The 25,691-nt window shown below is 47.9% G+C and carries 21 protein-coding genes; 2 read left to right on the top strand and 19 right to left on the bottom strand.

Features of this window, described 5'->3' with window-relative positions; translation table 11 throughout:
- Window positions 1-429 precede the first annotated feature (429 nt).
- The 16 genes from spoVE to RCO25_RS20460 form a co-directional block, all read right to left on the bottom strand.
- Window positions 430-1,527 carry a stage V sporulation protein E gene (spoVE, locus tag RCO25_RS20535; protein ID WP_308997992.1) on the bottom strand — a complete coding sequence of 366 codons (1,098 nt, stop codon included), beginning with the start codon at window positions 1,525-1,527 and terminating at the stop codon, window positions 430-432.
- 46 nt (window positions 1,528-1,573) lie between these two features.
- On the bottom strand, window positions 1,574-3,022 hold the full coding sequence (gene murD / locus RCO25_RS20530) for a UDP-N-acetylmuramoyl-L-alanine--D-glutamate ligase (protein ID WP_308997991.1): 1,449 nt from the start codon (window positions 3,020-3,022) through the stop codon (window positions 1,574-1,576).
- Between the two features lie 78 nt (window positions 3,023-3,100).
- Window positions 3,101-4,057, bottom strand: a complete 957-nt coding sequence (gene mraY / locus RCO25_RS20525; RefSeq protein WP_308998002.1) for a phospho-N-acetylmuramoyl-pentapeptide-transferase — start codon at window positions 4,055-4,057, stop codon at window positions 3,101-3,103.
- Between the two features lie 4 nt (window positions 4,058-4,061).
- Entirely contained in the window at window positions 4,062-5,477 is a 1,416-nt protein-coding gene (locus tag RCO25_RS20520; RefSeq protein ID WP_308997990.1) for a UDP-N-acetylmuramoyl-tripeptide--D-alanyl-D-alanine ligase, read from the bottom strand.
- The gene (locus tag RCO25_RS20515) at window positions 5,474-6,961 is read right to left on the bottom strand and encodes a UDP-N-acetylmuramoyl-L-alanyl-D-glutamate--2,6-diaminopimelate ligase (protein WP_308997989.1); all 1,488 of its coding nucleotides are present in this window, start codon (window positions 6,959-6,961) and stop codon (window positions 5,474-5,476) included. Before RCO25_RS20515 ends, RCO25_RS20520 begins: the two co-directional genes overlap by 4 nt.
- Window positions 6,962-7,036: 75 nt before the next feature.
- A complete protein-coding gene (locus RCO25_RS20510; RefSeq protein WP_308997988.1) occupies window positions 7,037-8,977 on the bottom strand; it encodes a stage V sporulation protein D in 1,941 nt (646 codons plus the stop codon).
- Between the two features lie 138 nt (window positions 8,978-9,115).
- On the bottom strand, window positions 9,116-11,350 hold the full coding sequence (locus RCO25_RS20505) for a penicillin-binding transpeptidase domain-containing protein (protein WP_308997987.1): 2,235 nt from the start codon (window positions 11,348-11,350) through the stop codon (window positions 9,116-9,118).
- A gap of 56 nt (window positions 11,351-11,406) precedes the next feature.
- Entirely contained in the window at window positions 11,407-11,799 is a 393-nt protein-coding gene (gene ftsL, locus RCO25_RS20500; protein WP_308998001.1) for a cell division protein FtsL, read from the bottom strand.
- A 23-nt stretch (window positions 11,800-11,822) separates the two neighbouring features.
- Window positions 11,823-12,773: a 16S rRNA (cytosine(1402)-N(4))-methyltransferase RsmH gene (gene rsmH / locus RCO25_RS20495; RefSeq protein ID WP_308997986.1), complete on the bottom strand. Its 951-nt coding sequence runs from the start codon at window positions 12,771-12,773 to the stop codon at window positions 11,823-11,825.
- Window positions 12,774-12,802: 29 nt separating this feature from the next.
- A complete protein-coding gene (gene mraZ / locus RCO25_RS20490; protein WP_308997985.1) occupies window positions 12,803-13,240 on the bottom strand; it encodes a division/cell wall cluster transcriptional repressor MraZ in 438 nt (145 codons plus the stop codon).
- Window positions 13,241-13,386: 146 nt separating this feature from the next.
- Window positions 13,387-14,406 (bottom strand): DUF4349 domain-containing protein, encoded by a 1,020-nt coding sequence (locus RCO25_RS20485; RefSeq protein WP_308997984.1) that lies wholly within the window; start codon window positions 14,404-14,406, stop codon window positions 13,387-13,389.
- Window positions 14,407-14,520: 114 nt separating this feature from the next.
- Window positions 14,521-15,786, bottom strand: a complete 1,266-nt coding sequence (locus tag RCO25_RS20480) for an adenosylhomocysteinase (RefSeq protein WP_308997983.1) — start codon at window positions 15,784-15,786, stop codon at window positions 14,521-14,523.
- A gap of 22 nt (window positions 15,787-15,808) precedes the next feature.
- Window positions 15,809-17,449: a bacillithiol biosynthesis cysteine-adding enzyme BshC gene (gene bshC / locus RCO25_RS20475; RefSeq protein ID WP_308997982.1), complete on the bottom strand. Its 1,641-nt coding sequence runs from the start codon at window positions 17,447-17,449 to the stop codon at window positions 15,809-15,811.
- 148 nt (window positions 17,450-17,597) lie between these two features.
- A complete protein-coding gene (locus RCO25_RS20470; protein ID WP_308997981.1) occupies window positions 17,598-17,993 on the bottom strand; it encodes a DUF3397 domain-containing protein in 396 nt (131 codons plus the stop codon).
- Window positions 17,994-17,999: 6 nt separating this feature from the next.
- Window positions 18,000-18,995, bottom strand: coding sequence for a ketopantoate reductase family protein (locus RCO25_RS20465; RefSeq protein ID WP_308997980.1), 996 nt, complete (start codon window positions 18,993-18,995; stop codon window positions 18,000-18,002).
- A 152-nt stretch (window positions 18,996-19,147) separates the two neighbouring features.
- A complete protein-coding gene (locus tag RCO25_RS20460) occupies window positions 19,148-19,798 on the bottom strand; it encodes an RsfA family transcriptional regulator (RefSeq protein WP_308997979.1) in 651 nt (216 codons plus the stop codon).
- 276 nt (window positions 19,799-20,074) lie between these two features.
- Here RCO25_RS20460 and RCO25_RS20455 point away from each other — a divergent pair, with 276 nt between their 5' ends.
- Window positions 20,075-20,311 carry a DUF2626 domain-containing protein gene (locus RCO25_RS20455; RefSeq protein WP_053375484.1) on the top strand — a complete coding sequence of 79 codons (237 nt, stop codon included), beginning with the start codon at window positions 20,075-20,077 and terminating at the stop codon, window positions 20,309-20,311.
- 135 nt (window positions 20,312-20,446) lie between these two features.
- Here the strand turns inward: RCO25_RS20455 and RCO25_RS20450 are convergent, their stop codons facing one another.
- Complete coding sequence (locus RCO25_RS20450; protein ID WP_308997978.1) at window positions 20,447-21,607, bottom strand: class I SAM-dependent methyltransferase; 1,161 nt, start codon at window positions 21,605-21,607, stop codon at window positions 20,447-20,449.
- A 76-nt stretch (window positions 21,608-21,683) separates the two neighbouring features.
- On the opposite strand from RCO25_RS20450, the gene RCO25_RS20445 reads away from it, so the two are divergent.
- Window positions 21,684-22,790, top strand: a complete 1,107-nt coding sequence (locus RCO25_RS20445; RefSeq protein WP_308997977.1) for a coiled-coil domain-containing protein — start codon at window positions 21,684-21,686, stop codon at window positions 22,788-22,790.
- A 77-nt stretch (window positions 22,791-22,867) separates the two neighbouring features.
- Here RCO25_RS20445 and RCO25_RS20440 read toward each other — a convergent pair whose 3' ends face one another.
- Together RCO25_RS20440 and RCO25_RS20435 are read right to left on the bottom strand one after the other, a co-directional pair.
- Complete coding sequence (locus RCO25_RS20440; protein WP_308997976.1) at window positions 22,868-24,160, bottom strand: ABC transporter substrate-binding protein; 1,293 nt, start codon at window positions 24,158-24,160, stop codon at window positions 22,868-22,870.
- A 138-nt stretch (window positions 24,161-24,298) separates the two neighbouring features.
- Window positions 24,299-25,630 carry a PhoH family protein gene (locus tag RCO25_RS20435; protein WP_308997975.1) on the bottom strand — a complete coding sequence of 444 codons (1,332 nt, stop codon included), beginning with the start codon at window positions 25,628-25,630 and terminating at the stop codon, window positions 24,299-24,301.
- Window positions 25,631-25,691: the final 61 nt, after the last annotated feature.

The following is a 25,691-nucleotide window of genomic DNA, read 5'->3' as shown; positions in this document are numbered from 1 at the left end:
CCCATACCTATTTATCCATTCAGGCACAACTCGAAGCTCCACCACTTCTGCAGAAAATGCCCGTTCTATTCAATGTAAGGTTATATTGGAATTCCTATGCGTGCTCGTCGAAGCGACACCCGCCGTATGAAATGCTTGAATTTAAAACCTAATCGACTTTTCATTCTTCATCGTAACAGCAGAATCCGGCTAGAACATTTGCACCTGCTGCTTCGCATTGTGCAAACCTTTCGTAGCCGGACGAGTGCCCTCTGATAAATATATATCCCATTGCACTGGTTTAAAGATGCAGATTCGTTCTAACATTATTGCTGTCTCGCAAGGCATCCGCATGCCCAACCGCTGTATGTAGTTGCCATCAACTATCCCATAATATGCGGAAAGGCCGCTTATGCCTTCCCCGCCGTTTAGCGAACCAGGCATCAACCCTCACTTCGAATAACGAGATATGTTCAATAAAATACCCAGCGCTGTTAGAAGAAGCGTAAGGGACGAACCACCGTAGCTAACAAGAGGCAGGGTAATCCCCGTAACGGGCATCATTCCGATAACAACCCCGATATTAATAAGAACCTGAACGCCCACGATACCCGTGATGCCCACTGCGAGCAAGCTTCCGAATGTATCCGGGGCAGCGATGGCCGCACGGATTCCGCGCCACACCACAATTAAAAATAATAGAATTAGAGTAATCCCGCCTATAAAACCAAGTTCTTCGGCTAATATTGAGAAAATAAAATCCGTTTGCGGTTCTGGCAAATAACTGAATTTCTGACGGCTCATGCCTAGGCCAAGCCCCACTAACCCTCCGGGTCCGATCGCATACAAGGATTGGATGATTTGATATCCCCCGCCAAGCGGGTCTGCCCAAGGATCAAGGAAGTTTGTAATCCGTTTCAAACGATAGGGTGCCGCAATAATAAGTCCAATGAAGCCTGCGGCACCGATAAGCGCCAATCCGCCCAAATGGGCCATTCTGGCGCCTGCCGAAAAGATAAGTATCAAAGAAGCGCCTACCATAACCGCTCCAGTACCCAAATCCGGCTGAAGCATAATCAAGCCAAAGGCTAGTCCAACCAGTCCGAGCGGCGGCATTAGCCCTTTAGAGAACTGCGTGATCGTTTGCTGCTTATCCGATAGCCATTTTGACAGAAACAAAATCATGGCCAACTTCATAAATTCAGACGGCTGAATACCAAAGGAACTGATGCCGAGCCAGCTGCGCGCGCCGCCGCGTACGACGCCGACTCCCGGAATCAAAACGAGCAGCAGCAGGCCGAAACAGACGATCAAAGCCATCGGCGCCCATTTTTTCCACACGGTATAGTGAGTGTTCATAGTAAATAGTAACGCGCCGATACCTAGTCCCGCAAATAATACCTGACGCTTCACAAAATAGAATCGGTCGCCAAATTCATGAAAAGCAAGCACAGCGCTAGCGCTGTAAACCATAATTAGCCCGATTGCGAGAATAAGCCCAATTGCAGAAAGCATCCAAATATCCGGGGCAGATCGTGCTTTGGCCATAGCGAACACACCTCTTAGCATGGGAAAGTAGGGACATGCCCCCTACTTACAAGGTATGCGCCGAATTTTTAAAAATGCGCCCTCTTTGCTCATACGATGCAAACATATCCCAGCTTGCGCATGCCGGTGACAATAGCACGACATCACCTGGCTCTGCGATTGCCGCAGCTTGTTTCACCGCTTGCTTGAGGACTGATTCGGCGTCCTCACTAGGTTCGACGATTTCCACCTTAGCTAAACCTGCCAGCTCCGCGACGCGGGACAGCTTCTCGCTAGTCTGACCAAATGCAACAAGCGCCTTCAGCTTGTCACGGAACAATGGCTCAAGTTCCATATAATCGGAGCCTCGGTCAAGTCCTCCAGCTATGAGGACGATTGGTCGGTCAAAAGATTTTACAGCAATCGTTGTCGCAACGGTATTCGTTGCTTTCGAATCATTGTAATATTTAACCCCGTTCACTTCTCTAACGAACTCCAGTCGATGTTCTACAGCGTTAAACTCCCTGAGTGGCGCTATAAGCTGCTCAAGAGCCACTCCGGCAGCAATACTCGCGGCAATAGCCGCAAGCGCGTTAGCGGCATTGTGGACGCCTGGTATGCCAAGCTCGGATACGGGTAAAATTATCGTTTCAACGCCATCCGCCTGCCTGAAAACGATTTGCCTAACATTGGCTGATTCATCCCCGTCTCCCGCCTGCGAGATTCCGGCATCACGCACAAATGGAGGATCAATATAAATGCCCGAATCTAGTTTCTCATATAAGGAGAATGGAATTACCTCAGCAACCAAAAACTCGGATAACGCCCTGCATTCCGGGTCATCCCAATTGATAATGGCAATATCGTCTTCGGTTTGGTTATCAAACAGCTTGGCTTTTGAATTCACGTAATCATCCATATCGCCGTGATAATCGAGGTGGGTCTCGGCGATGTTGAGCAAAAGCGCAATATGAGGACGGAATGCGCTCGTTCCTTTCAACTGGAAGCTGCTAAGCTCGGCTACGATCCACTGATCGGACGTCGCTTCCGCTGCCGCTTCACAAAGGGGGCGGCCGATATTCCCCGCTACGATCGGCTTTAAGCCCGCTGCGCTTAAAATCTCGCCAAGCCAGGTCGTCGTCGTCGTTTTACCGTTCGAGCCCGTAATGCCTATGATCGGGGCAGGTGAAAGCCAGTAGGCCGCTTCAACCTCTGTTATAATTTCAACGCCGAGCTCCTCTGCACGTTGAACGGGGGAAGACGTATATGGAATTCCAGGGTTTTTTATAAGCAGCGCAGTTTCTTCCGTAATTAGATCATCAGGATGATAACCGCATAGCACAGAAATGCCCAAAGCAGTCAATTCATCCGCTTCGGGACATAAATCACGACTCTTCATATCGTTAACAACGACTTCCGCGCCTAGTTGATGAAATACCTTTGCTACGCTTACTCCGCTTCTAGCCAAGCCTAAAACAACTACTCGGCGGCCTTCATACGATGCCGGATGGTTCATTTCTGACAGTCCCTTCTATGGATACATGAAGCGGCTCCAAATTTAATTGGAAGCCGCTTTCCGTTTCATTTCTATTCATTATATTACAAATAGTAACCCAATTGCTGCAAGCACTAAACCGACAAGCCAAAATACTGTAACAACTTTCCATTCCGACCAGCCAATCAGCTCGAAGTGATGATGGATGGGACTCATTTTGAAAATACGCTTGCCACGCAGCTTGAAAGAGCCCACCTGCAAAATAACAGAAAGCATTTCAAGTACGAAAACACCGCCGATAATGATGAGCAGCAGCTCTGTTTTCGTCAAAATAGCAACTGCCGCTATCCCTCCGCCAATGCCGAGCGAGCCCATATCTCCCATGAACACCTTCGCCGGATGGGCGTTAAATACAAGAAACCCTAATACAGCGCCGACCATTGCAGCCGAAAAAACCGCAGATTCATGCGCAGATGTCTGCAAAGCAACGACAGTGAAAGCGCCAAACGCAATCGCGCTCGTCCCCGCTAACAGACCGTCCAACCCATCTGTAAAATTAACGGAATTGCTCGCTGCGAACATAATGATTACGACAAGCGGATAATAGAACCATCCGAGATCAAAGCCCCAGCCTGTACCAGGTACCGTAATTTCGGTACTGTGATTCATATTGTAGAGCATTGCGCACACGATGATGGAGAACAGAAGCTGACCGAACAGCTTTTGCCTCGCCGTCAGGCCAAGAGACCTTTTGAATACGATTTTGATGTAATCATCAAGAAAACCAACGAGCCCAAAACCAAGCGAGGACGTCAGCAGCACCCAAAATTCAGGTGTTTTGTCAGAGAACTTCAAAAAAGCAATCATCAGCGCAAACATAATAATGATGCCGCCCATTGTCGGCGTTCCGCTTTTTTTCAAATGGCTCTGAGGGCCTTCCGTTCGGATTTGTTGACCAAACTTTAAGCGGCGAAGCAGCGGTATGAACAATGGTCCAAGCAAAACCGCTAGAAGGAATGAGGCGCCAATCGAAAATAAAATGACCATCATGTCCATATCCTCACCCCACTTCCAATGCTTGGACAATCTGTTCCATCCGCATGCCTCGAGAACCTTTTATCAGCACGAGATCCGTTGGCTCCAGATGATTGCGCAGCCAACCTGCAAGCTCATCTTTGTCTCCAAAATGTTTCACGGCTTCATTCGCGGCAGCCGACGGGATGCGCGATTTCGCACCTTCAGCGATATGGACAGCCAACGGTCCGAACGTTAAAACCATATCCGCCTTGCTTGGCGTAATATAAGCCCCCGCCTCAAAATGCAGCGTCTGCTCTTCCGGGCCAAGCTCAAGCATATCGCCAAGCACGATCCATTTCCGGCTATAACCTTCCAATTGCTCCACAAGGTCAATCGCGGCGCGAACGGCTGTTGGATTTGCGTTATAAGCATCGTTTAGAATCATCGCGCCATTGAACGCGCGCACCGGCTGTATGCGCATGCCTGTCAGCTTCAGATGGCTTAGTCCCTCTGCGATCTTTGCTGACGGAACACCAAAGAAACGGCCAATCGCGATTGCTGCAAGCGCATTGCTGACATTATGCTGTCCTGGCACCGGAATACGAACGGACCCAAGCCCACTCGGCGTTCCATTGAAGATCGCGGTAAAAGTCGCAGCTTCCGTTTCGATCACGATGTCAGCGGCTGACCACTCATTTTGAGCGGATAACCCAAAGGTACGACGCACAATTCCCGCAGGGAGTATGGCCCGCTTAAGCTCAGCTTCCAGAAGCGGCTCATCGCCGTTATAAAGCAGTAAGCCGTCCTCGCTTAAGCCAAGGGCGATTTCGAGCTTTGCCTTTGCAATGCCCGCTCTTGAACCGAGATGCAGCAAGTGGGCATCGCCGATATTCGTAATGATTGCCGCGTCAGGCTGGGCGATCTTTGTGAGCAGCTCAATTTCACCGAAACCGCTCATTCCCATCTCAAGAACCGCAACCTCTGTATCCTCTTCTAGTTGAAGCACAGTTAGCGGCAGTCCGATATGATTATTTAAATTGCCCTCCGTTTTATGGACTTTATAAGAGGTTCCCAGAATCGATGCTGTCATATCCTTCGTGGTCGTTTTCCCGTTGCTGCCTGTAATGCCGACCACGCGAACGACCAGCTCGCTGCGGTAAGCCGTTGCTAATCTTTGCAAGGCAACGAGCGTATCCCCAACAATGAGAAGCGGCACGCCTTCAAGCGATGCCGGCACCTCGCGTCCCTTCTGCCAGATCGCAGCAACCGCCCCGTTATTAATAGCCTGCTCGAGATAAGCATGCCCGTCAAACTGCTCCCCGACGAGCGGAATGAACAACTGGCCCGCGGCAGCCTGCCGCGAGTCAGTCGTTACACCCGTTATCAATAGCTCTGTATTGTTTCCATTCCATTTTGCGCCGCTCATTTCGGCAATTTGCTTGATCGTACGTTTAATCAATGTATGATTCCCCTTATCGCTTCTTTCGCTACTTTTCGATCATCGAACGGATGCTTGATTCCGTTCATATCTTGGTAGGTTTCATGGCCTTTCCCCGCAATCAATACTACATCGCCTGGGCTTGCCATTTCAACCGCTTTTTGAATCGCTCCCCTGCGATCCGTTATAAATTCGTAAGTCGAAGGATCCGTGCCGCTGTTTTGAAGCCCAATTTCGATATCTTTTAAAATGAGCTCCGGCGGTTCCGTTCGAGGATTATCAGATGTTATGATGGCGTAATCGGCGTACTTTACTGCGATATTTCCCATTAGCGGACGCTTCGAGCGATCGCGGTCTCCCCCGCATCCAAAAACACAAATGATCCGATTCTCGGCAAACTGCTCAATTGCCCGCAATACATTCTCCAGTCCATCCGGCGTATGCGCATAATCGACAATTACAGCAAAATCTTGGCCGGCATTAACCGCCTCGACACGTCCAGGCACGCCGGGGATTGCGCTTAAGCTTGCTGTAATGGCAGCTAGCTCTACTCCTTCAATAAGCACGGCACTTATTGCCGCAAGCGCGTTGTATACATTAAACTTCCCTGCCATTTGCAGGGTAACATCCATTTTACCTCGAAACGTTTCCACATGAAAGGTAGTTCCCTGCGCAGTAATTTTTATGTTCGAGGCGCGTACATCCGCTTCTTTATCGATTCCGTAAGTCACAACCTCCGCTGCGGTTAACTCCGCGTACTCGGCCGCCAAGGCATCATCCGCGTTTAAAACGGCATAAGATCGTGCGGCTTCTTCCGCAGCATACACATTGCCAAGCCTGGAAAAAAACAAACCTTTTACCGCTGCATAACGATTCATCGTTTCATGGTAATCCAGATGATCCTGTGAAAGGTTCGTAAAGACTGCCGTTCGAAAACGACAGCCCTTCACCCTGCCCTGCTCCAAAGCGTGAGATGAAACTTCGATTGCACAATACTCAGTGCCCGCGTCGCGCATATCGCTTAAATAGCGCTGCAGCTGAAGCGTTTGCGGGGTTGTGCTCGTCATCGGATAGGATCGGCCCGCAAAACGACGCTCGATTGTGCCGATGACCCCTGTCGGCAGCTGTTGGTCATTCAAAATTTGCTCGATCAAATACGTCGTCGTCGTCTTGCCGTTTGTACCCGTCACCCCAATCAGCTTTACCGTATCGCTTGGATACCTATAATAATAATTAGCAACAACAGCCATAGCTAACCGGCAGTCCCTGACGATGATTTGGGGAACAGGCAGATCGAGCTCACGTTCCGCAATAAGTGCTGCAGCACCAGCTGCCGCCGCTTGAGATGCGAATAAGTGACCATCAACGGTATGTCCCCGCAAGCAGATAAACAATTGACCATTGGTGACGTTCCGCGAATCGGTTTCGATTCCCGTCAGTTCCGTTTCCCCATCTCCAATGAGTCGCGCGGTTATAAGCAGCTCCGCAACTTCCTTTAAACGCATCTGCCCCACTCCTCCCTAAAGCGCCGACAATTTAGATCATGCCGCCTGCAGCACCCTCGTTAAGTACCATTATAGTCAATGGGAGTGGGATATATTATCTTCTTCGCCCAAATAGATGCGAATCGTCGAACCGCGGTCTACGCGCGTGCCTGCTGCCGGAGCCTGACGAATGACCGTTTTACCAGAACCCGCTGTGGTGAGCATAAAATCCATCGTCATATCTTCATACAAGTCCGACACGGTTTTGCCAATTAAATTCGGAACGGTAACAATCGGCGTTTCTCCATATTTATAGATCCGATCGATTTGCTTCTCGCGCGCAGGAATTTCCAGGATCGATAACGCATCCTCCATCATATTGCGAACGATCGGCGCAGCTACGACTCCCCCGAACTGTATACCCTGTGGATTGTCAACTGCAACGTAAATGACGATCTGCGGATCATCCGCAGGCGCAAAGCCGACAAAGGATACGATATGCTCGTTTGGTGAGTAACGTCCGTTAATAACTTTCTGGGCTGTACCGGTTTTGCCGCCTACGCGATAACCATCGATAAATGCATTTCGGCCCGTTCCTTTCGCTACCACGCTCTCCAGCGCTTCTCGGACCTGCTTGGAGGTGTCTTTGGAAATGACCTTTCTTACTGCCTCAGATTCGACGGTTTCTACAGTAGCTCCCGTGTCAGGATTTATCCACGCTTTTGCTACATGGGGCTTATAAAGCGTACCGCCATTAATCGCAGCGGAGACGGCTGTAATTTGCTGAATTGGTGTAACGGAAACCCCTTGTCCGAACGCGGTTGTAGCAAGCTCCACAGGTCCAACCTGACTTAGCTTAAAGAGGATCCCGTTCTCTTCGCCGCCAATATCAATACCGGTTTTCGTTCCGAAACCGAAATTTTTAATATAATCGAACAGCTTTTCTTTCCCAAGCCGCTGGCCGAGCGTTACAAAGCCAGGGTTACAGGAATTCTCAACGACTTCCAAGAAGGTCTGGCTGCCGTGTCCGCCCTTTTTCCAGCAGCGGAGTCTGGCTCCGCCAACCTCGATTGCACCGGGATCAAAAAAGCGCTCGTTCGTGAGATCAACCTTTTTTTCCTCCAAAGCAGCGGCAAGCGTAATGATTTTAAAAGTAGAACCAGGCTCGTACGTCATCCAAATCGGAAGATTCCGATTGTAGACTTCCGTAGGCACCTCGCGATATTTATCTGGTTCATAGGTTGGGCGGCTGGCCATGCCTAGTATTTCACCGTTATTCGGATCCATCGCAATGGCGATGATGCCGTCCGGCTGCAGCTTGGTCATCGCTTGGTCCAGCTCGCGCTCCATAACCGTCTGAATTTGCTTATCTATGGTGAGCTGCATCGTTAGCCCGTCCTTCGGCTCGACGTATGTGTCCGAGGAATTGGGCATCTGCCTGCCTGCGGCGTCCGACAGGAATGATACGCTGCCGCCGATCCCGCTGAGCTCTGTATTGTATTTGGCTTCAATGCCTGTCAAACCTTGATTGTCGATTCCCGTAAATCCAAGCACATGTGCCGCCAAGCTGCCAAAGGGATAAAATCGTTTGTTGTCTTCTGCGACAACGATTCCCTGAAGTCCAAGCTCTCGAATTTGATCTGCCTTGTCGATCGTAATTTTACGGCCGCCGGGTCCAAGCTTGACGATCATCTTTTTGGTCTTGATTTTGTCATAAAGCGATTCCTGAGACATGTCTAGAAGCGGCGCAAGCGCAGATGCAACAGCTTGTTTATCTTTGATTTGAACCGGGATGGCGTATACGGTAGGCGAGCTGATGTTATAAGCAAGCTGAATACCGTTGCGATCAACAATCTCGCCTCTCTTAGCCACGTACGGAATATCGCGCCGCCATGAATTCTCTGCTTTGTCTGCCAGCTCCTCACCTTGCCAAAGCTGTACAAAGCTAAGTCTCAAACATAAGGCCAGGAATGAAACCCCAGCCAATATTAGCACGATAAATAAGCGTCGTCTAACCGTTACATTGGATACCTTCACAACTTGTTCCCCCTCCGCTTGACTGTTTCGAAAGGAGCGCGCAATGACGCTCATTCCCAGACTATTCGGGACAAGCGGAGGATAGAACAAGCTTATGCATTGACTGCCGCATGTTAATCTTTTAGTATTTTTCAGGCATTACTCGGCTGCGGAATCGTTAGAGCTGCTACTGTTTGAATCGGAATTGGCTTCCAGATCCGCCCCAGCTGCCGACTCATTTCCATCAGAAGTTTCATTCGCTGCATTATCGGTACCAACAGCCGGTGTGCCGCCTTGCCCCTCTGTTCCATTTGGAGGTGCAAGCACGACCTGTAATACTCGCACGTTGTTTAAGGTCTCTTCCTTCTGGGACACGACAAAGCCTTGTCCTTCAGGGATAAGCCGAATCCCGATAAGCGATGTGATTTCGAGCGCATCCCGAAGCGAAACGCCCTTCAAATCAGGAATAGCCAGCTTTTCCTTTTGCTCCGTAATCAAATAGATTCGCTGCGTGGGATGTACGGACGAGCCCGCGGCCGGTATTTGCTGCAGGACCGTTTTGCCGTTGCCAACGAGTTCAAAATTAACCGCTTTTGCTTTTAGCTCCGCCTTGGCCTGTGCTACTTTTAATTCTGTAACATCCGGAATCGTCATCGTGACTTCCTTTGCCGCGCTATCCGAATCGGCCGCGTAGTTAGGCGCAACCCCCATCTTACGCAAGCTTTTCAGCACAATTTGCTTAAACGCCGGAGCCGCAACCGTACCTCCCCCTACAAGAGAGTCATTCGGTTCATCGACAACGATATAAACAACGATTTTCGGATTGTCCACCGGCGCATAGCCAATAAAGGATACTACGAATTTGGTAGTCGAATAATTGGTGCCGTCAACCTTTTGGGCCGTACCTGTTTTACCAGCTACGCGGTAGCCTTCGATATAGGCGTTTTTACCTGTTCCTTTTTCCTGATCCGAAACGACCTGCTCCAAATATTCGCCAACCTTACGGGACGTTTCTTCCGAAATCACTTGACGAACGACCTTCGGCTCGATATTCGTTGTCGTCTTTGTGTTAGGATCAGTAATACTTTTCACGATTTGCGGTTGAAGCAGCTTTCCGCCATTCGCAACTGCCGCTACAGCGGCAACCTGCTGGATCGGCGTAACGGAAACCCCTTGACCAAATGTTGCATTAGCTATCTCACTCGGATATTGAAATCGAATCGAGCCCTTCAGCTCATTACCAAGCTGAATGCCTGTTTTTTGTCCGAACCCAAAATCCGTATAATATTTTCTCAGCTTCTCTTCGCCTAATCTTTCATAGCCAAGCTTAACGAACGCAACGTTACTGGAATACTTCAAGCCTTCCAAAAATGTGATCGTCCCCCAGCCCTCGCGCTTGATATCTCGAATCGGATTAGGAATACCTGGGATTTTTATTCTGCCTGATTTATAAGTTTCATCCGGATTAAAAACACCTTCTTCAACTGCCGCGGCAAGCGTTGCGATTTTGAAGGTAGAGCCTGGCTCGTACAATGATTTTATCGCATGATTATAGGAGTTCGCATTGTTTTTCCAATATTCATTCGGATTATATTGAGGAATGTTCGCCATTGCCAAAATTTCCATTGTATTCGGGTCGGCTGCAATGGCCGTTGCGCTTTTCGGCGCGTATTTCTTTTGAATCTCCTGCAGCGCTTCATCGACGTAACGCTGAATATCGCTGTCAATGGTCAATTGAATGTTCTGGCCGTCCGCCGCAGGCTTATATTCAACCTCGCCTTCAGCCAACTGCACGCGTTTTCCGTCTTTTTCATACTTGATAATTCCGTTTTCCCCGCTTAATTGCTCATTAAACGAAGCTTCAATGCCTGTCATAGCCACTCCGTCTCTATCCAAATAGCCTACAACCTGTGAAGCTAACGAATCTCTCGGATAGTACCGCTTCAGGTTTTCCGCCAAATCAATGCCAACATCATAAACCTTTTTTTCCTTTGACAACTCTTCACGGAATTTTCTTATTTTATCGGCTAGCGTCTTGTCGATCTGCCAGCCTCCGTTTCGGATCTCCCGATGAACAACAAAATTCCCGTCTTCCTTCTTAGCCGTTACGCTTTTCCGAAGCTCTTCCTTGGAAATGCCAAGGATGTCGTGCAAGCCATCAATGATATCCTCTGTAAGTTCCTCATCGTTGATCACCTGTGGGTTAACCGAAACATTGTAGGCAATTGTATCCATGGCCAGCACATTGCCGTTACGATCCGCGATTGAGCCGCGTTTAGCTACGAGCGTTTCTTCGGTTGACCATCTCTTTTTCGCTAAATCATACCATTTCGCGCCTTCTACTACTTGAACAACATAGATTCTGCTTATTAAAATGAGAAAAAGGAGGGTCATTAGCCCTCCAAACAACAGTGTCCGTGCTCTAATTCTCTTTTTCATCATTGATCACCCTATTCACTCATTGCCGATTTTATCTCGGTATCACCGGTGTTCACTGTTATTCCGCCTTCTATCGAGCTGACCATTCCTTGCTTCTCGGCCAAATTGCGAATGCGTTCAGGGTTGCTAAGCATCTCTACCTGCTTCTTCAAGTCTTCCATTTCGACATTCATCGTCTGATAATTATTGTTTAGCTTCTTGATCTCCAAATTCATGTCATAGATTTGCGCATAGCGAAAAATAATGACACTAGCGACTACAACACACATTAATACTGTAAACATATAAAGCAGCTTTTCTTGTACGGGTAAGGATTTGCGCGTCTTTACAAGTCGTTTCGTTTCCTTTATTGCGGGTTGCTGGTCCTGCTTTCGCTTAGGTTGCAGCGCTAGATTGCCATTCACATACGCCAATTTAAATCCCCCTCTTACAATTTTTCTGCTATTCTAAGCTTTGCCGATCTTGCACGCGGATTAAGCTCCAGCTCTCTCTCGGATGGGACGATCGGCTTGCGGTTTACCAATTTCACTGATCCGTTATTACCGCAAACGCATAATGGAAAATCTGGCGGACATGTGCATTTCTCCACAAACTTAGCAAACATCTGCTTGCAGATACGATCCTCTAGCGAATGAAAAGTGATAACGGATGCTCTGCCGCCTGAATTCAAACAACGAATCGTCTGCTCAAGTGCTTCTTCCTCTGCGCCAAGCTCATCGTTAACTGCAATGCGAAGGGCTTGGAAGGATCGTTTGGCAGGATGGCCGCCTGTACGTCTGGTTGCAGCAGGTATGGATATTTTAATTAACTCGGCTAGCTCGCCGGTTTTCTCGATTGGCGATTTTTCGCGCGCCTTTATGATGTTTCTTGCGATTGAACGAGCGAACTTTTCTTCGCCGTATCGATCCAAAATGCGGGCAATATCGCGTTCATCCCAGGTATTCACGATTTCGTGAGCCGTTAGATCACTTTCACGGTCCATACGCATATCGAGCGGTGCATCATGATTGTAACTAAAACCTCGCTCCGCCTCGTCTAACTGCGGACTGGAAACTCCTAAATCAAACAAAATTCCGTCGACCTGCGGAATGCCGTCAAGCATTGGAACGTCACAGCCTCTTAGCTCCTGCTCCAAATCCCGGAAATTGCTTCGGACCAGCGTTACTTTATCCATATAAGGAGCAAGCCTAACGCGAGCATTGTCCAGCGCCAAGTCATCCTGATCGAATGCGATTAACCGCCCTCCTTCGCCTAAACGGGACGCAATAAGCTCGCTATGCCCCGCCCCTCCAAGCGTACAATCGACGTAGATGCCGTCCGGCTTAATAGCCAAACCGTCAACCGCTTCTTCCAAAAGCACTGTAATATGCTGAAACACGCCTCAGCCCTCCATTCTTGTTGTCCATTCTAGAAGTTGAAATCGAAATCAACGAGCTTCTCAGCGATTTCGTTAAAGGTTTGCTCTGATTGCTCGTAATAGCCGTCCCATGTCTGCTTGCTCCAAATCTCAACGCGACTGGATACGCCGAGCACCATACAATCTTTGTCCAGCTTTGCATAATCGCGAAGATGGCTAGGTATATTTACCCTTCCCTGTTTATCAAGCTCACATTCGGTCGCCCCGGAAAAGAAAAACCGGGTAAATGCCCGTGCGTCTGATTTCATCAGCGGCAGTGATTTTAGCTTTTGCTCCAATACGCTCCACTCACTCATGGGATATACGAATAAGCAATTGTCTAAACCGCGGGTAGCAATAAACGAGGCGCCAAGCGAATCTCGGAATTTGGAAGGTATGATGATGCGGCCTTTCTCATCAATGCTATGTTGATATTCACCCATAAACATGATTTCGAACCACCCCTTCCCCCATATCCACCACTTTGCCCCACTTTTCCCCACTAAGATACAATAGTTCGCCACCTAAAATAAAAATCCTGCTCCATGAGCAGGATTTTTCTAAAATATTTCATAGTATTAATGATTATTAATAATTAAAGAATTGGCTCCTGGCGATCATCTTCCTTATCATCAGCATTCGCCTTCTTATTATCTTTTCGTTTACCTTTGCGATAAAACCACAAAACAGGAACTCCGATTATAGCCAGCAGCACCAGCACGGGAACAGCGCCAGCCAGCACCACCAGCAAAAAGTTAATTGCATCCCACACGACTTTCGTGCTGCTTACTAAAGCATCCGACATCCGTCCGCCTAATTTCGGATACTCATTGCTTTTATTTTCTAGTGTTTGATTCGTTTGGTACATCCGCAGTTCCACTGTCGAGAAGGCTACATTATTATCCAAATAACGGATTCGGCCTTTTATACGTTCTATTTCCTCCTGCACCTCAGAGAGCTGCTGCGAAAATTTCAGCAAATCATCCGCCTTTACCGCTTTATCCATCATGGATAGCAACCTTGTCTCTACCAGCTGCCTAGCTTTCAATCGGGATTCGAGATCGACATATTCTTCCGATACGTCTTTCCCTCCGATATTCCGTTCAAAATCATTATGTTTGATTTCCTCGATTCGGTCTATGAAAGACATGAATCCGGAAGCTGGCACTTTAATGGTATAGCTCGCGCCAATTTCTCCTTCATGCTTCGTGTCTTGAAACTGCAGGATATAAGCTCCGCTCTGATGGATGGCATTGCGCAGCGAGGTTCCGGCAGCTTCCAATTCATCAACCTGCATGCTAAGTGTAGCTGTGTAAATAATTTTTTGATTAATACCATTTCCATCCGCAGCCGTCTCCGATGCGAACCCTCCGCCAGCTGTCGCAGTCGTTCCACTTCCTTCAACAGGAGCGGCAGAGTCTGAGTCTGCCGCTGCGGCTTCACTGTTGTTCATCTCAGAACTAACATTGCCTGCCGCTGCCGATTCGGATTCTATCGCCATTTTGCCGTCCGAAGTCGCCGAATTCCCGTTTGAAGCCGAGCAGCCCGCAAGCAAAGAAATCAAGAGCAGTAGAATGAAAACACCTTTACCCAGCCCGTATTTATGTCTAAGCATAGTAAAACCCCCTTCTGTTTATTACCCTTCAGACGATGGATGGGAATAAAAGGTTACATGATTATATATTCAAATAAAAAAGAAGCCGCGATTGCTCGCGGCTTCCCTGCTTTATTATTCCGTTTCTTTCCAGCTATCCAAATACGACTTCTGCTCATCTGTCAGCTTATCGATGCCAAAGCCAAGCGATTGCAGCTTCAATCTCGCGACCTGTTCATCAAGTTCGTAAGGAACATTGACAACTTTACTGCCAATTGCTTTGTACTGCTCATTAACGTATTTCAAAGCTACGGCTTGAAGCGCGAATGTCATATCCATAATTTCCGCTGGATGTCCATCACCCGCAGCCAAGTTAACTAACCGGCCTTCCGCTAGCAAGTAAATGCTGCGTCCGTCCTGCAGCTTATATTCTTCGATATTCCGGCGAACGGTTCGAACGCTTGAAGACAACGCGGCAAGCTCAGGCTTATTCGCCTCCACGTCAAAGTGTCCGGCATTGGAAATGATAGCTCCATCCTTCATAACCTCATAGTGCTCGCCGCGAATGACATCACGATTTCCCGTAACCGTAACGAAAAATTCGCCAACCTTGGCAGCTTCAATCATCGGCATAACCGCAAAGCCGTCCATGTATGCCTCAACCGCTTTGATTGCATCGATTTCTGTTACGACGACGTTTGCGCCAAGACCCTTCGCACGCATCGCAACACCTTTTCCGCACCAGCCATATCCGACAACAACAACCGTTTTACCCGCAACCATCAGGTTCGTAGTACGGTTGATACCGTCCCATACCGATTGGCCTGTGCCGTAGCGATTATCAAAAAGATGTTTGCAATAAGCGTCATTTACCGCTACCATTGGGAACCGCAGCGAACCATCCTTCTCCATCGCTTTCAGCCTAATGATCCCTGTCGTTGTTTCTTCCGCACCGCCGCGAAGGTTTTCACCGAATTCAGGATGCTCCGAGTTTAGAATCGTCGCAAGGTCTCCGCCATCGTCTATGATCAAATCCGGCTTCCATTCCAGCGCTTTTACGTTGAGCGCCTTAAACTCCTCTGGACTTGGATTGTATTTTGCGAACACCGTAATACCGTCTTCAACTAGCGCAGCGCACACATCATCTTGCGTGGACAACGGGTTGCTGCCTGTAATCGTAACTTCAGCGCCTCCGGCTTTAACCACCTTAGCCAAATAAGCGGTTTTCGCTTCCAAGTGGAGGGCGATTGTTACTTTTAGGCCTTTAAATGGCTGCTCCTTCTCGAACTGCGCGCGTATCGTATTCAATACCGGCATATGTGCTGCTACCCAATCAATCTTCAAACGTCCTTCGGGTGCCAAAGACAAATCGGCAACGATGCTTTTTTCTGCAGTACTCATATTATTTACCTCCTATTGATTTCTATAAATAAACGATTTCATGTCCGCCGGTGCGGTAGTATGGAGCCTCAAGCAGCTTCTCCAGCCAGCTCAAGCTGTACCGATTCCAATATGCCGTCATATTCAGCACGCGCTCCTGCGGTTTTCCATGAGGTTTAATCGAAAGATGGATTCGGTCGAGTTGGCGGGTGGAAGCTTCAAATTGTTTATTGAAAGCATCTACTGTCTTCGAAGACATATAGTTGATTTGCTCCACGATTTTTTGCAGATTCGTGTCACCCAGCTTAGAGAGCGAAGGTTGAACAGATGTTGCCAGATCAAGCAGCGGTTTGTACAGCTGTTCGAACGTCTGTCTCGCTTGCGCAAATTGCTCTTCGATCGATAATCCGTCCTGCTCTTTCAGCCAATTCCCCTTACGCTCCTCAAATCGGACCATCACATCCTCGAACGTAAGCTCATATTTGCCCATATGCTTAGCTACCGTTCCCTCTATCAACGAATAAGACATGCGGGGAACGATGATCGGCATTTCCATACCGAGCGTCCGGAAAGCTTCTCCGGTCAAAGCCCAATAAGCGATCTCGCCGGGACCCAGCACGGTTGCAAGAACAGGAAATAAATAATCCTGCATCAACGGTCTAGTAAGGACGTTGTTGCTAAGCTGCTGCGGCTTTTCATCAGCGATGGATAATAATTTCTCCCGTGTCAACGACAGCTGACCCTTACGATCCTGAAATAAGCCATCCTTCTTGTGAAGCAGCGTCCTATCCCCTTCACTCGCCGCGTTGAAAAGGAACAGATTTGCGCTGCCTGGCGTTACATCCGCTTGCAGCTCATAACCGAACTCCTTGACCTTGGCGGCAGAAGCGGCATACGCCTTCTCTAAATCATCATTCTTTGCAATGATCTTTCTGAACATCGGAGCTTCTAATCGGCGGATGCCCTCAAAGTCGGCATCAAGCAGCACTAAGCCCTGCTTTCCAAATAAATGACTTATGATCATCGCAAAAAAATCAGATAAAGACTTTGCCTTTTGAGACATCTGTTTTAATTCCTCGAGCAGAATAGGCTTAAACTCAGAAGGAGGCAGCGCTTGCTCCAAGTCTTGCAGCAGCTGCTCCCATGTTTCTGCGTCGATGCTCGTACGGCTTACCGATGTACGGCTTCCTTCCGGGCGCTGCACATTCAGCTTGCGCAGCTCATGCTCGGCTGTAAGCACATAAGCATGATTGGCTTCATCCCAATCATGATCCTCGCCGGCAATCCAAAAAACGGGCACAACCGTTTGTCCTAACTGCTCACTTGCAGATTTCGCAGCTCCAATAATGGATACCGCCTTATGTATAACTAGCAACGGCCCCGTCCATAATCCCGCCTGCTGTCCTCCGACGACGACAGGAGCTCCTTCCGCTATTGCTGAAATGGATGCAAACACTTCCGGTGCAGACGTAACCGCCTCGTTATATGTGCGCAGCACGCGTGCGATTTCAACAGCCTCGACACGTACATCACGGCTTTGCTCCAATCGTTGATAACGTCTTTCCCAATCCTCTTCCGCTCCCGCATGATAGCCATACAAGGCATCGATACGGTCATCTGTCCGATGTATATAAGCCTCTGTCAAAGGCTGAGCGCTTGGCAATGAATACGTTTCTTTTCTCATAGCGCAGCCTGTAACCTCCCGCTTTATAGTCGTCTAAGCGACTTTATATGAAAAAAACTTAACCCTTTAATTGTACACAAAGGGGAAGCCGTCCGTCAAAACAAAAACGCCTCTATTAAAAAGAGGCGCTTAGCGCGTCGTTCTTCAGTTAAGCGGTGAACACCAATTTGCCAATTCCGATGCACATGAAGACGATGTACAGCAAGCTCATCGTAAAAAAGCTAAGCCGCCAAATCGTCTTGAAAATCTTTTTGCCGTCAATCTTGCCTCTCTTGCGAAACTGAGCATTACCGAGCAATCCCCCGCTAAGCAGCATAAACAACAAAATACCGTAAATACCGAATTGGCTGTTGAAAAGCTTATCGAATAATACGGCCACGCAGCCAATTAATAACGCGGTGGTTATGTCCATGGCCATCCGGAACGCTTTTTTTCGATCTTGAATATATGCCCCATAACCAAATAATACGATTGCGAAAGGTATGATTGGAATAACAGCCAAATAAGCATATACATGCTTGATGCTTTCCCATATCCATTCCATTATGCTTCACTCCCCCATACTCGGCATCGGATGCAGCGCTTTAACGAATTCTATTACGGCTTGATTTAGCGGCGCTTGCAGCCCGAATTTCTCGGCTAACATGACAACGCCACCATTAATTGCATCTATTTCTGTCGCTCTTCCTGCTCGAATATCGCTAAGCATAGAGGATATGTTACGGCTGGTGTTCCTGCATACGTCTAAAACTAGCTGCCAACCGTCCTGTTGTAAGGCCATCCCTGCTCTCTCCAGAATAAACTCGGATTCCGCATATAATGCTCGCATCAGTTTCTTGCGGGATGGATGAAGAGGCAGCTCCCCGTTCTCCACATCGAATAGAGCCGTCAACGGGTTTATTATCGCATTTATGAGTAGTTTATAATAAATTCGATTCTCCATGTCATTCGACAGAAAGGTGGCAAATCCTGCCGATTGCAGCGTGGAAACCAACATTTTTAGCGAGATATCTTGGGTATTGTCTGGATTGCGCTCATTTCCTGCCCATTCACCAAGCCACAGCTCTCCCCTGCCCGTATGCTCAACCGAACGAGCATCGAGTCGTTTAGCGCCTTCTGTCGTGACCGCGGCAAACAATGGATTGTTAGGAAGCTTGGACTTAATGCGATCCAGATGACCAATGCCGTTTTGTAAACAGATAATCGGTGTATGCTCATCATTTGAGCAAGCAGCAAGCTGGTCGAGCAATTCTAAAAGCAGCTCGTCCACATCCGTTTGCTTAACGGCAAGTACGAGCCAGCGTAATCCAGTACCGTTATTCTCGGTTCTCATTCCGGCACGGTCAGCATGACCGCCCCATACGCCTTTTATTCGGACGACGTGTTCCCTTGTTCCACCGAGCTCACGAACCATCGTTCCCTGATCGGTTAACAAAGCTGCTTGTTCCTTGCTGCGCGTCCAAATGGTCACATCCGCGCCTGCCTCTGCAAGCTTCGCCCCATAGAGCAGTCCTAGCGAACCTCCGCCCACCACATCAATTTGCACCCCGTACTCCTTCCGAACAACGCTGCTCAATACTATTTAGCAAATATCGTATCAAATTTACAGAAAATATGGCAACTCATTTTAGCATCCGTGCAAAAAAAGCGAGACCAGCCCATTGTTTAGGCCAGTCTCGCTTATGTTCATTTTATAACTTATTCAATACGTTCCAAATTACCATTAGCATCCATCTTAAATCTAGGTTTTGCTTCATCTTCGTTCGTCAATACGGTGAGCCTTCTCGCGCGATCCATGATTTGGATCAACGTTTTGTAATCGTCATTCACGGCGCGGTAATCGGTTTGAACGTTGTTAACCTCTTTGGACAATCTCTCATTCTGATCTCGCAAACGATACAGCTCATCCTCTTTTTCTTTCAGTTCCTTCTCAAACCATTTAATTTGACGCGTTAGATCCTGATAGGTCGTCTTCCATCCACGGAGAAAACGAATAACTGCATCAACCGACAGACCTTCTTCAATGGTTCCGCTCTCTTGCTTGAAACCACGTTCATCCGTCTCAAAAACGGCAATTGATGAAACATGCGGCGTAGCGACAATCGTTTGTTTTTTCAAATAATTGCGCTTCTGGCGCTGCTGCTTAGCGATTTGAATGGCATCCTCATACCTTTTGCGAACACAGCTGTTCCAACGGAATCCGCAGGCTGCGGATGTACGTCCGATTCGTTCGCCAACTTCTTCAAAAGCTGCCAGCTGGGTACTTCCTTCGCGAATATGGCGTAGTGTAACCTCGGCGAGAATTAAATCATCGTCCGGACTCCACGCATCTTGTCTGACTGCTGTCATGCAACGAAAACCTCCTAACGTAAAGGCGCTTACTTTATCTCTATGCCCTTGGTAGAGTTCATAGAATCTATTGGATACTAATTTGTATAACCATTTTTTCTTCTGCTCATACATGTTAGCTCGTATATTTGAGCAAACTATATCTAAGTCTGCAGGCATTAACCGTATGAATACAAAAAGTTTGCGATTTCGTCACTGATTTTGGTTTACACTTATTTCGCCAAACGTTATAATGATCATTAGAAAATCGGGTCGCAGCGAGAGGGGGATATTATCATGGCACGCATGTATCGGGTACTTGGCTTTTGGACCCTGGTAATCGGACTAATGGCTTTCGCAGGCCATATGACGGAATTTGCGCTATTGTTTTTCGCGCAGGCCGTTGCTTTCGTATTTCTAGGCTACTTGAACTTCTCCGAAAGAACATACATCGTTATGTTCTGGGGATATATGATCATTTCATTCGTGGGTTTCACGTATTGGTCTGTCTTCAAGATGGACTTGCCGTTCTAACCAAGGCAAGCCGTTCCAAGAAAGCTTATGAGGTACGGAGTATAAGTGACGTAACAGCAGCTGCTGTACATACTTGTATTTGATTAGAAAAAGGTGCCAATCCTATAGGATTGGCACCTTTTTTCTATGTACTGGCTATATTTTGTCGAGCACCATGACTTTAAAGGATTCACTCATCTGATCGCTAAGAAGCAGCTGCCTAATCGCTCGATTTTTTCGCATTTCCTCGCTGAAGGGATCCGTACCATTATAGTTTTGAAGCATCTCCAGCACTCCGTTTTCGATCAAGAACTGCTTTTGGGTTATGTAGTCGATCACTCTCCATCCGCTCTCCAGTGCTTCATTCCGCACAAAAGTAAATGGCACATGCGAGGTAATATCCTGTTGGCCTATTCTGATATACGGGTTATCGCTTGCTATATGCCGCCAGTAACACATCAATGTCCCCCGCATCCGATGCTCCGCCGCGTATTCGTCAGCCTCATGGCCATAATCGATGAGAATAAGACGTCCCCTCGTCATCACAGATCCAAGCCTCTTCAAAAAATCGGCTGCGCCTGAATGAATCTCCGTGCGCTGGCCTTCCCTAAGCTTTATGCCATCCCTTTCCAGCCATCCACTAATTCTCGAGTCCGTAAGCGGCATGTATACCTCATAAAAGCCTTGCGCTGCATCGCCGGCAACGCCAATTTCCACAATCTGTCCATCTATACAAGCGACGAGATGTACCGGAAATGCATCCAACAGCTCATTAGCAAGCACCAGAGCCGGCTCTCGCAGACAGCTGGCTTCCCATGCCTCATTGGATGAAAAAAAATGCGCCTTCTGCCCAGCTTCACCCGAGCTGCTTAGGTCGGCAAAGGTTTGCCTCGCCTCTTGCATGTGAAGAGGATGATCCTCGATAAGAATCGGCTGAAAGCTCGAATTCCAGCTATGGCTTCGCCTTCTGCCGGCGGCAGCAATTTGCGCAGACAATCTGCCTGTTCCCGCTCCCCATTCGATAAGCTTCAATGGTACGTTTAACGTTTTCCCATAAGTTATCGCATAGCCCGCAAGCACTTCCGAAAGCACCTGTCCTATGCCTGAGCTTGTATAAAAATCACCATCCTTCCCCACACGGGTTGGCCCAGAAGTGTAATAGCCGTATTGGACATCGTATAGGCAAGCATTCATATAACGAAGGAATGAAATACAAGGCACGCTGCGGTCTTCACCGCGTGAATTGACAGGCCAGCCTATTAAGGATGAAGCTGCAATGTCTGTTCCAATGGAAGCTGCCAGCTCTTTTTCGTTCATGATAAGGTTCATCCTTTTCCAAATGTAAGATATAATAGAATGGATTTCCGCATAAAATGAATGCTGAGGAGGGACGATGCCGTTGACTTTGCCAGCCAAGCGTAATCGTATTTCCGTAGCAGCCACGGCGATGCTTGTTGTCGTATTGCTTCTGTTTCAGTCTTCCGCATGGGCAGAGCCACTGCCTGTAGATGAGGCGGATATTCATTCCTTACTTGAAAAAAGCTTATCCGTCGTAGAAATCGACAAAGAGATCGCGCGCATCGGGGAACAGAAAGAGCAGCTCACGCTGACCATGACGGAGACGGAGAAGCAGCTTATGCTGCAGGAGCAGCAAATATCGGACAAACAAGATGAAGCAGGCAGCGTCCTGCGCGCTTATTATATGGGAGAACGGGACTTTTTGCTTAGCGCTCTTCTATCGTTCGATTCATTATCAGAGCTGTTCCAAATGCTGGATTATGCCGAAATTATACTTACCCATGACAAGCATACCTTGAATACATACGTTGAGCAATATCGCAAGGTTAAGGAAGGTTATACGCAGCTTGAAACGAGGCAGGACGAGCTAATTGCCATAGAGGAGCAGCTCAGAACGCAGAGAGAGAGAGTGCTGGCTCTCGAAAAACAGCTTGATGAAGAGCTGTCGGGCCGATCTGATGCGGATCGAATAAGGATCTTGATGAAAGAGCTCACCTCATACTGGGAAACCGCCGGCATCGATGAAGTCAAACAGTATTTCCGCGCGTTGTCGAAAGCAATGCGAAAGCTGCCAAGCTGGGTACAGGACAATAAGGAGCTGCTCGAAATTAAAGGTTTTCAGTACACCATTCGCGTACCTGAAGACGATTTGAATTCTTTTTTGCGGGAGCAAAATGACATTTTTAACAATTTCGCATTTGAATTCGTTGATGGTAAAGTCATAGCACAAGGCAAACGCGATAATATGGAAATTAAAATAAGCGGTCATTACACCATTGAGAATGATCCCAAAAATGCTATCCTATTCCATGTCGATGAGCTGCTGTTTAACGGCTTTACCCTGCCCGACACGACAAGAAGCGCATTAGAGGAGGAGTTTGATTTGGGTTTCTATCCTGATTTGATTGTCTCCTTCCTTAAAGCCAATTCCGTTGAAATGAAGGATGGCGAACTCACTATCAAGCTTAGTCTTAAGCTTTAGCGTCTTCCTCCTTTCTCCCTTGCCTGTTGCAACAAGAAAGAGCCTGTCCTCCATAATGATGAGGGTCAGGCTCTTTTTCATTTAACCAGAGCTTCTAACGCGTCAAGATAAGCTGCAATTTCAAAGCGGTTCTCGGAAAATTGTTCCCATAGCCTCTCTCGCTGCTGCCATTTTTCGGGCCAAAACGGATCCGGGCTTACAAGCTGCACATCCGTTTTATTCGTATCCAGCACGTTCTTCCACCATGCAGGCGGTATATGGGATTGTACACTTTGAAGCGAGCTGTTAAAAGCATACAGCGATGCCCGGGCGGGCAGCTGGCCTGAACGGTCATAGCTGACCTGTTGGTTGTTTATATCGGTCATTTCCTGTATCCATTGCATCGCTTCTTCTTCGCTTTTGCTGCTCGATGAGATCACGTAGCTGCGCCCGTTTAACCAAGGATAATAAATTTGTTCACGGTCGACGGTCAGTTTATTTCGGGTAACCTCATTAAGCATCTCGTAGTCGTTCCATGGAATAATGGCTGCAAGCAATTGATTATTTTGGAAAGCCTCTTCTAATCGAGTCCTCTCATCGCTATTTATTCGGCTAACCTTCGTCTCCTTATCCTGAAACCATTCAAGCTGATGCTCTTGACTCTCATTTACAGACAAAACATTCAGCACGTTGCTTTGTTCGGATTGAAAGGCTGCCAGCCATGCCAGTTGCTGCTGTAAATCACCAGCGGTCCAGTTTACTATGCTTGCCTGTGGATGGAGCTCGATTATTTTTAAAGCGGCCGACTGATAAGAATCCCAATCCGCAGGCGGATCCTTTAACCCCGCCTCGGCAAGAAGCGAACTGCTCCATACGATCATATACGGATTTAAATCCTTGGGGATGCCCCATAAGTATCCATTCCATTTGAGCGGATCCAGCAGGCCGGACATCTGGTCTGAAAGCGCATCTCCTGTTAAAATGCTGTCAGCAGGCTTTAGAAACCCGCGCACCGCGAACGGTCTTACCCAACCATTATCAAGCAGGATAATATCCGCGGCTTCACCTTGCTGGCTCTGAAGCACCCATAGGTCGTATGCTTTATTTTTAGACGGCTCGTTTGTCAGCTTAACTTGAATATGTGGATATTTCATCATAAAATTTATGTTTAGTTCCTGAAGCTGCTGGAACTGTGGATCCGATAAGGAAACGTTTACATGAATGTTGGCAAGTTGATCGACGACAAGCTCGCCCGGAACGGGCTGGACACTTGATTTCCCGTCAGGCTTCTTTACGCTTGTTGGATTCGCATCTCTCGAGAAGGGGATAAGCAACAATGCGGCTAACAGTAAAGTGCCTAATAAAAATGGCACATATTTTCTGGGAGTCACAGCTTTCTTCCTTTCATCCTTAAATCTACTAGAAATAGGATAACAAGAAATAGCAGTTTTGTCCAAATGATCGTGATTCCTACCAGCTTGATCACAAAAAAAGACCCCCTCAACGATAAGGGGGTACGCCTTCTCTGATTACAATAAATCAGCCGCGAGCTGCGCCAGCTTGGAGCGTTCGCCTTTCTCCAGCGTCATATGACCGCTTGTGCCTTCTCCTTTAAAGCGCTCCACGATATGGGTCAGACCGTTGCTTATGGAATCGAGGTAAGGATGATCGATTTGCTCCGGGTCACCCATGAGCACGATTTTACTTCCTTCTCCCACACGAGATACGATCGTCTTTACTTCGTGTTTCGTTAGGTTTTGCGCTTCGTCGATTATGATGAACTGTCCAGGAATCGAACGTCCGCGGATATAGGTTAGCGCTTCGACTTGAATACTTCCCATGCCCATTAGTATTTTATCGATATCGCCCGACTTCTTAGTGTCAAACAAATACTCTAAATTATCATAGATCGGCTGCATCCACGGACGAAGCTTCTCTTCCTTCTCACCTGGCAGATAACCGATATCCTTGCCCATTGGAACGACTGGACGCGCGATAAGCAGCTTCTTATACTTATGCTCATCCTCCGTCTTCAGAAGGCCCGCTGCAAGCGCGAGCAGCGTCTTACCTGTCCCTGCCTTGCCCGAAAGCGTCACGAGCGGGATATCATCATTTAAAAGCAGCTCCAGCGCCATGCGCTGTTGGGCATTGCGTGCCGTTATGCCCCAGACGGGATCATTGCTTAGAAACAACGGTTCAAGTCTCGCCCCATCCTGGCTGACTTTCAGCAGAGCTGACTTAGAGGTTCCCATTTCGTCTCTTAATATGACAAACTCATTCGGATTCAGCCGGATGTTTAAATGCATGTTGTTGACTGTTAGGAAGCGATAGGTGTAAAACTCATCAATAACTGCAGGATGCACATACAGCGTCATGTAGCCTGCGTAAAAGTCAGAGGATACGACCACTCGGTCCGATAAATAATCCTGCGCCTGCAGACCAAGGACATCCGCCTTAATTCGTACGAGCACATCCTTGCTTACTAATACGATGCTTTGTTTCTCAGGTTCATTTTCCTGCTCTATGTGGTAATTCAGCGCAACCGCTAAAATCCGATTATCATTTGTCATTTCTCCAAACATTTCTTGCACGCGCATAAAGCTGCGGTGATTTAATTCAACCTTCAGCAAGCCGCCGCTTGGAAGCTCGATGCCCTCGTGCAAATGCCCTTTTTCTCTCATCTTATCAAGCAGACGCGAGATTTGGCGCGCATTTCTTCCTAATTCATCAGCCAACCTCTTCTTAGAATCAATCTCCTCCAACACTACCGCGGGAATTATGACTTCATTATCCTCGAAAGCAAAAATTGCTTGCGGATCATGAAGCAGCACATTTGTATCGAGCACGAATATTTTTTTCATGAGAACCCTCCCGGCGTTGGATATTCTTTAGAGGCCATACATAGCATAACACTGCTGCGGG

The sequence above is a fragment of the Paenibacillus sp. LHD-38 genome (assembly GCF_031157315.1).
Lineage (GTDB): Bacteria > Bacillota > Bacilli > Paenibacillales > Paenibacillaceae > Pristimantibacillus.
Note: the sequence above shows the minus strand (reverse complement) of the source record. Positions and strands in the feature narration are given on the sequence as shown.

What these genes read in the sequence shown, in the direction of transcription:
- RCO25_RS20455 (WP_053375484.1), top strand. Translation starts at nt 20,075, where the DNA reads ATGGCACGCATGTATCGGGTACTTGGCTTTTGGACCCTGGTAATCGGA.
- spoVE (WP_308997992.1), bottom strand. Translation starts at nt 1,527, where the DNA reads ATGGCCAAAGCACGATCTGCCCCGGATATTTGGATGCTTTCTGCAATT.
- murD (WP_308997991.1), bottom strand. Translation starts at nt 3,022, where the DNA reads ATGAACCATCCGGCATCGTATGAAGGCCGCCGAGTAGTTGTTTTAGGC.
- RCO25_RS20450 (WP_308997978.1), bottom strand. Translation starts at nt 21,607, where the DNA reads ATGAACGAAAAAGAGCTGGCAGCTTCCATTGGAACAGACATTGCAGCT.
- mraY (WP_308998002.1), bottom strand. Translation starts at nt 4,057, where the DNA reads ATGGACATGATGGTCATTTTATTTTCGATTGGCGCCTCATTCCTTCTA.
- RCO25_RS20445 (WP_308997977.1), top strand. Translation starts at nt 21,684, where the DNA reads ATGCCGTTGACTTTGCCAGCCAAGCGTAATCGTATTTCCGTAGCAGCC.
- RCO25_RS20485 (WP_308997984.1), bottom strand. Translation starts at nt 14,406, where the DNA reads ATGCTTAGACATAAATACGGGCTGGGTAAAGGTGTTTTCATTCTACTG.
- RCO25_RS20470 (WP_308997981.1), bottom strand. Translation starts at nt 17,993, where the DNA reads ATGGAATGGATATGGGAAAGCATCAAGCATGTATATGCTTATTTGGCT.
- RCO25_RS20515 (WP_308997989.1), bottom strand. Translation starts at nt 6,961, where the DNA reads ATGCGTTTAAAGGAAGTTGCGGAGCTGCTTATAACCGCGCGACTCATT.
- mraZ (WP_308997985.1), bottom strand. Translation starts at nt 13,240, where the DNA reads ATGTTTATGGGTGAATATCAACATAGCATTGATGAGAAAGGCCGCATC.
- RCO25_RS20505 (WP_308997987.1), bottom strand. Translation starts at nt 11,350, where the DNA reads ATGACCCTCCTTTTTCTCATTTTAATAAGCAGAATCTATGTTGTTCAA.
- RCO25_RS20480 (WP_308997983.1), bottom strand. Translation starts at nt 15,786, where the DNA reads ATGAGTACTGCAGAAAAAAGCATCGTTGCCGATTTGTCTTTGGCACCC.
- RCO25_RS20435 (WP_308997975.1), bottom strand. Translation starts at nt 25,630, where the DNA reads ATGAAAAAAATATTCGTGCTCGATACAAATGTGCTGCTTCATGATCCG.
- RCO25_RS20460 (WP_308997979.1), bottom strand. Translation starts at nt 19,798, where the DNA reads ATGACAGCAGTCAGACAAGATGCGTGGAGTCCGGACGATGATTTAATT.
- bshC (WP_308997982.1), bottom strand. Translation starts at nt 17,449, where the DNA reads ATGAGAAAAGAAACGTATTCATTGCCAAGCGCTCAGCCTTTGACAGAG.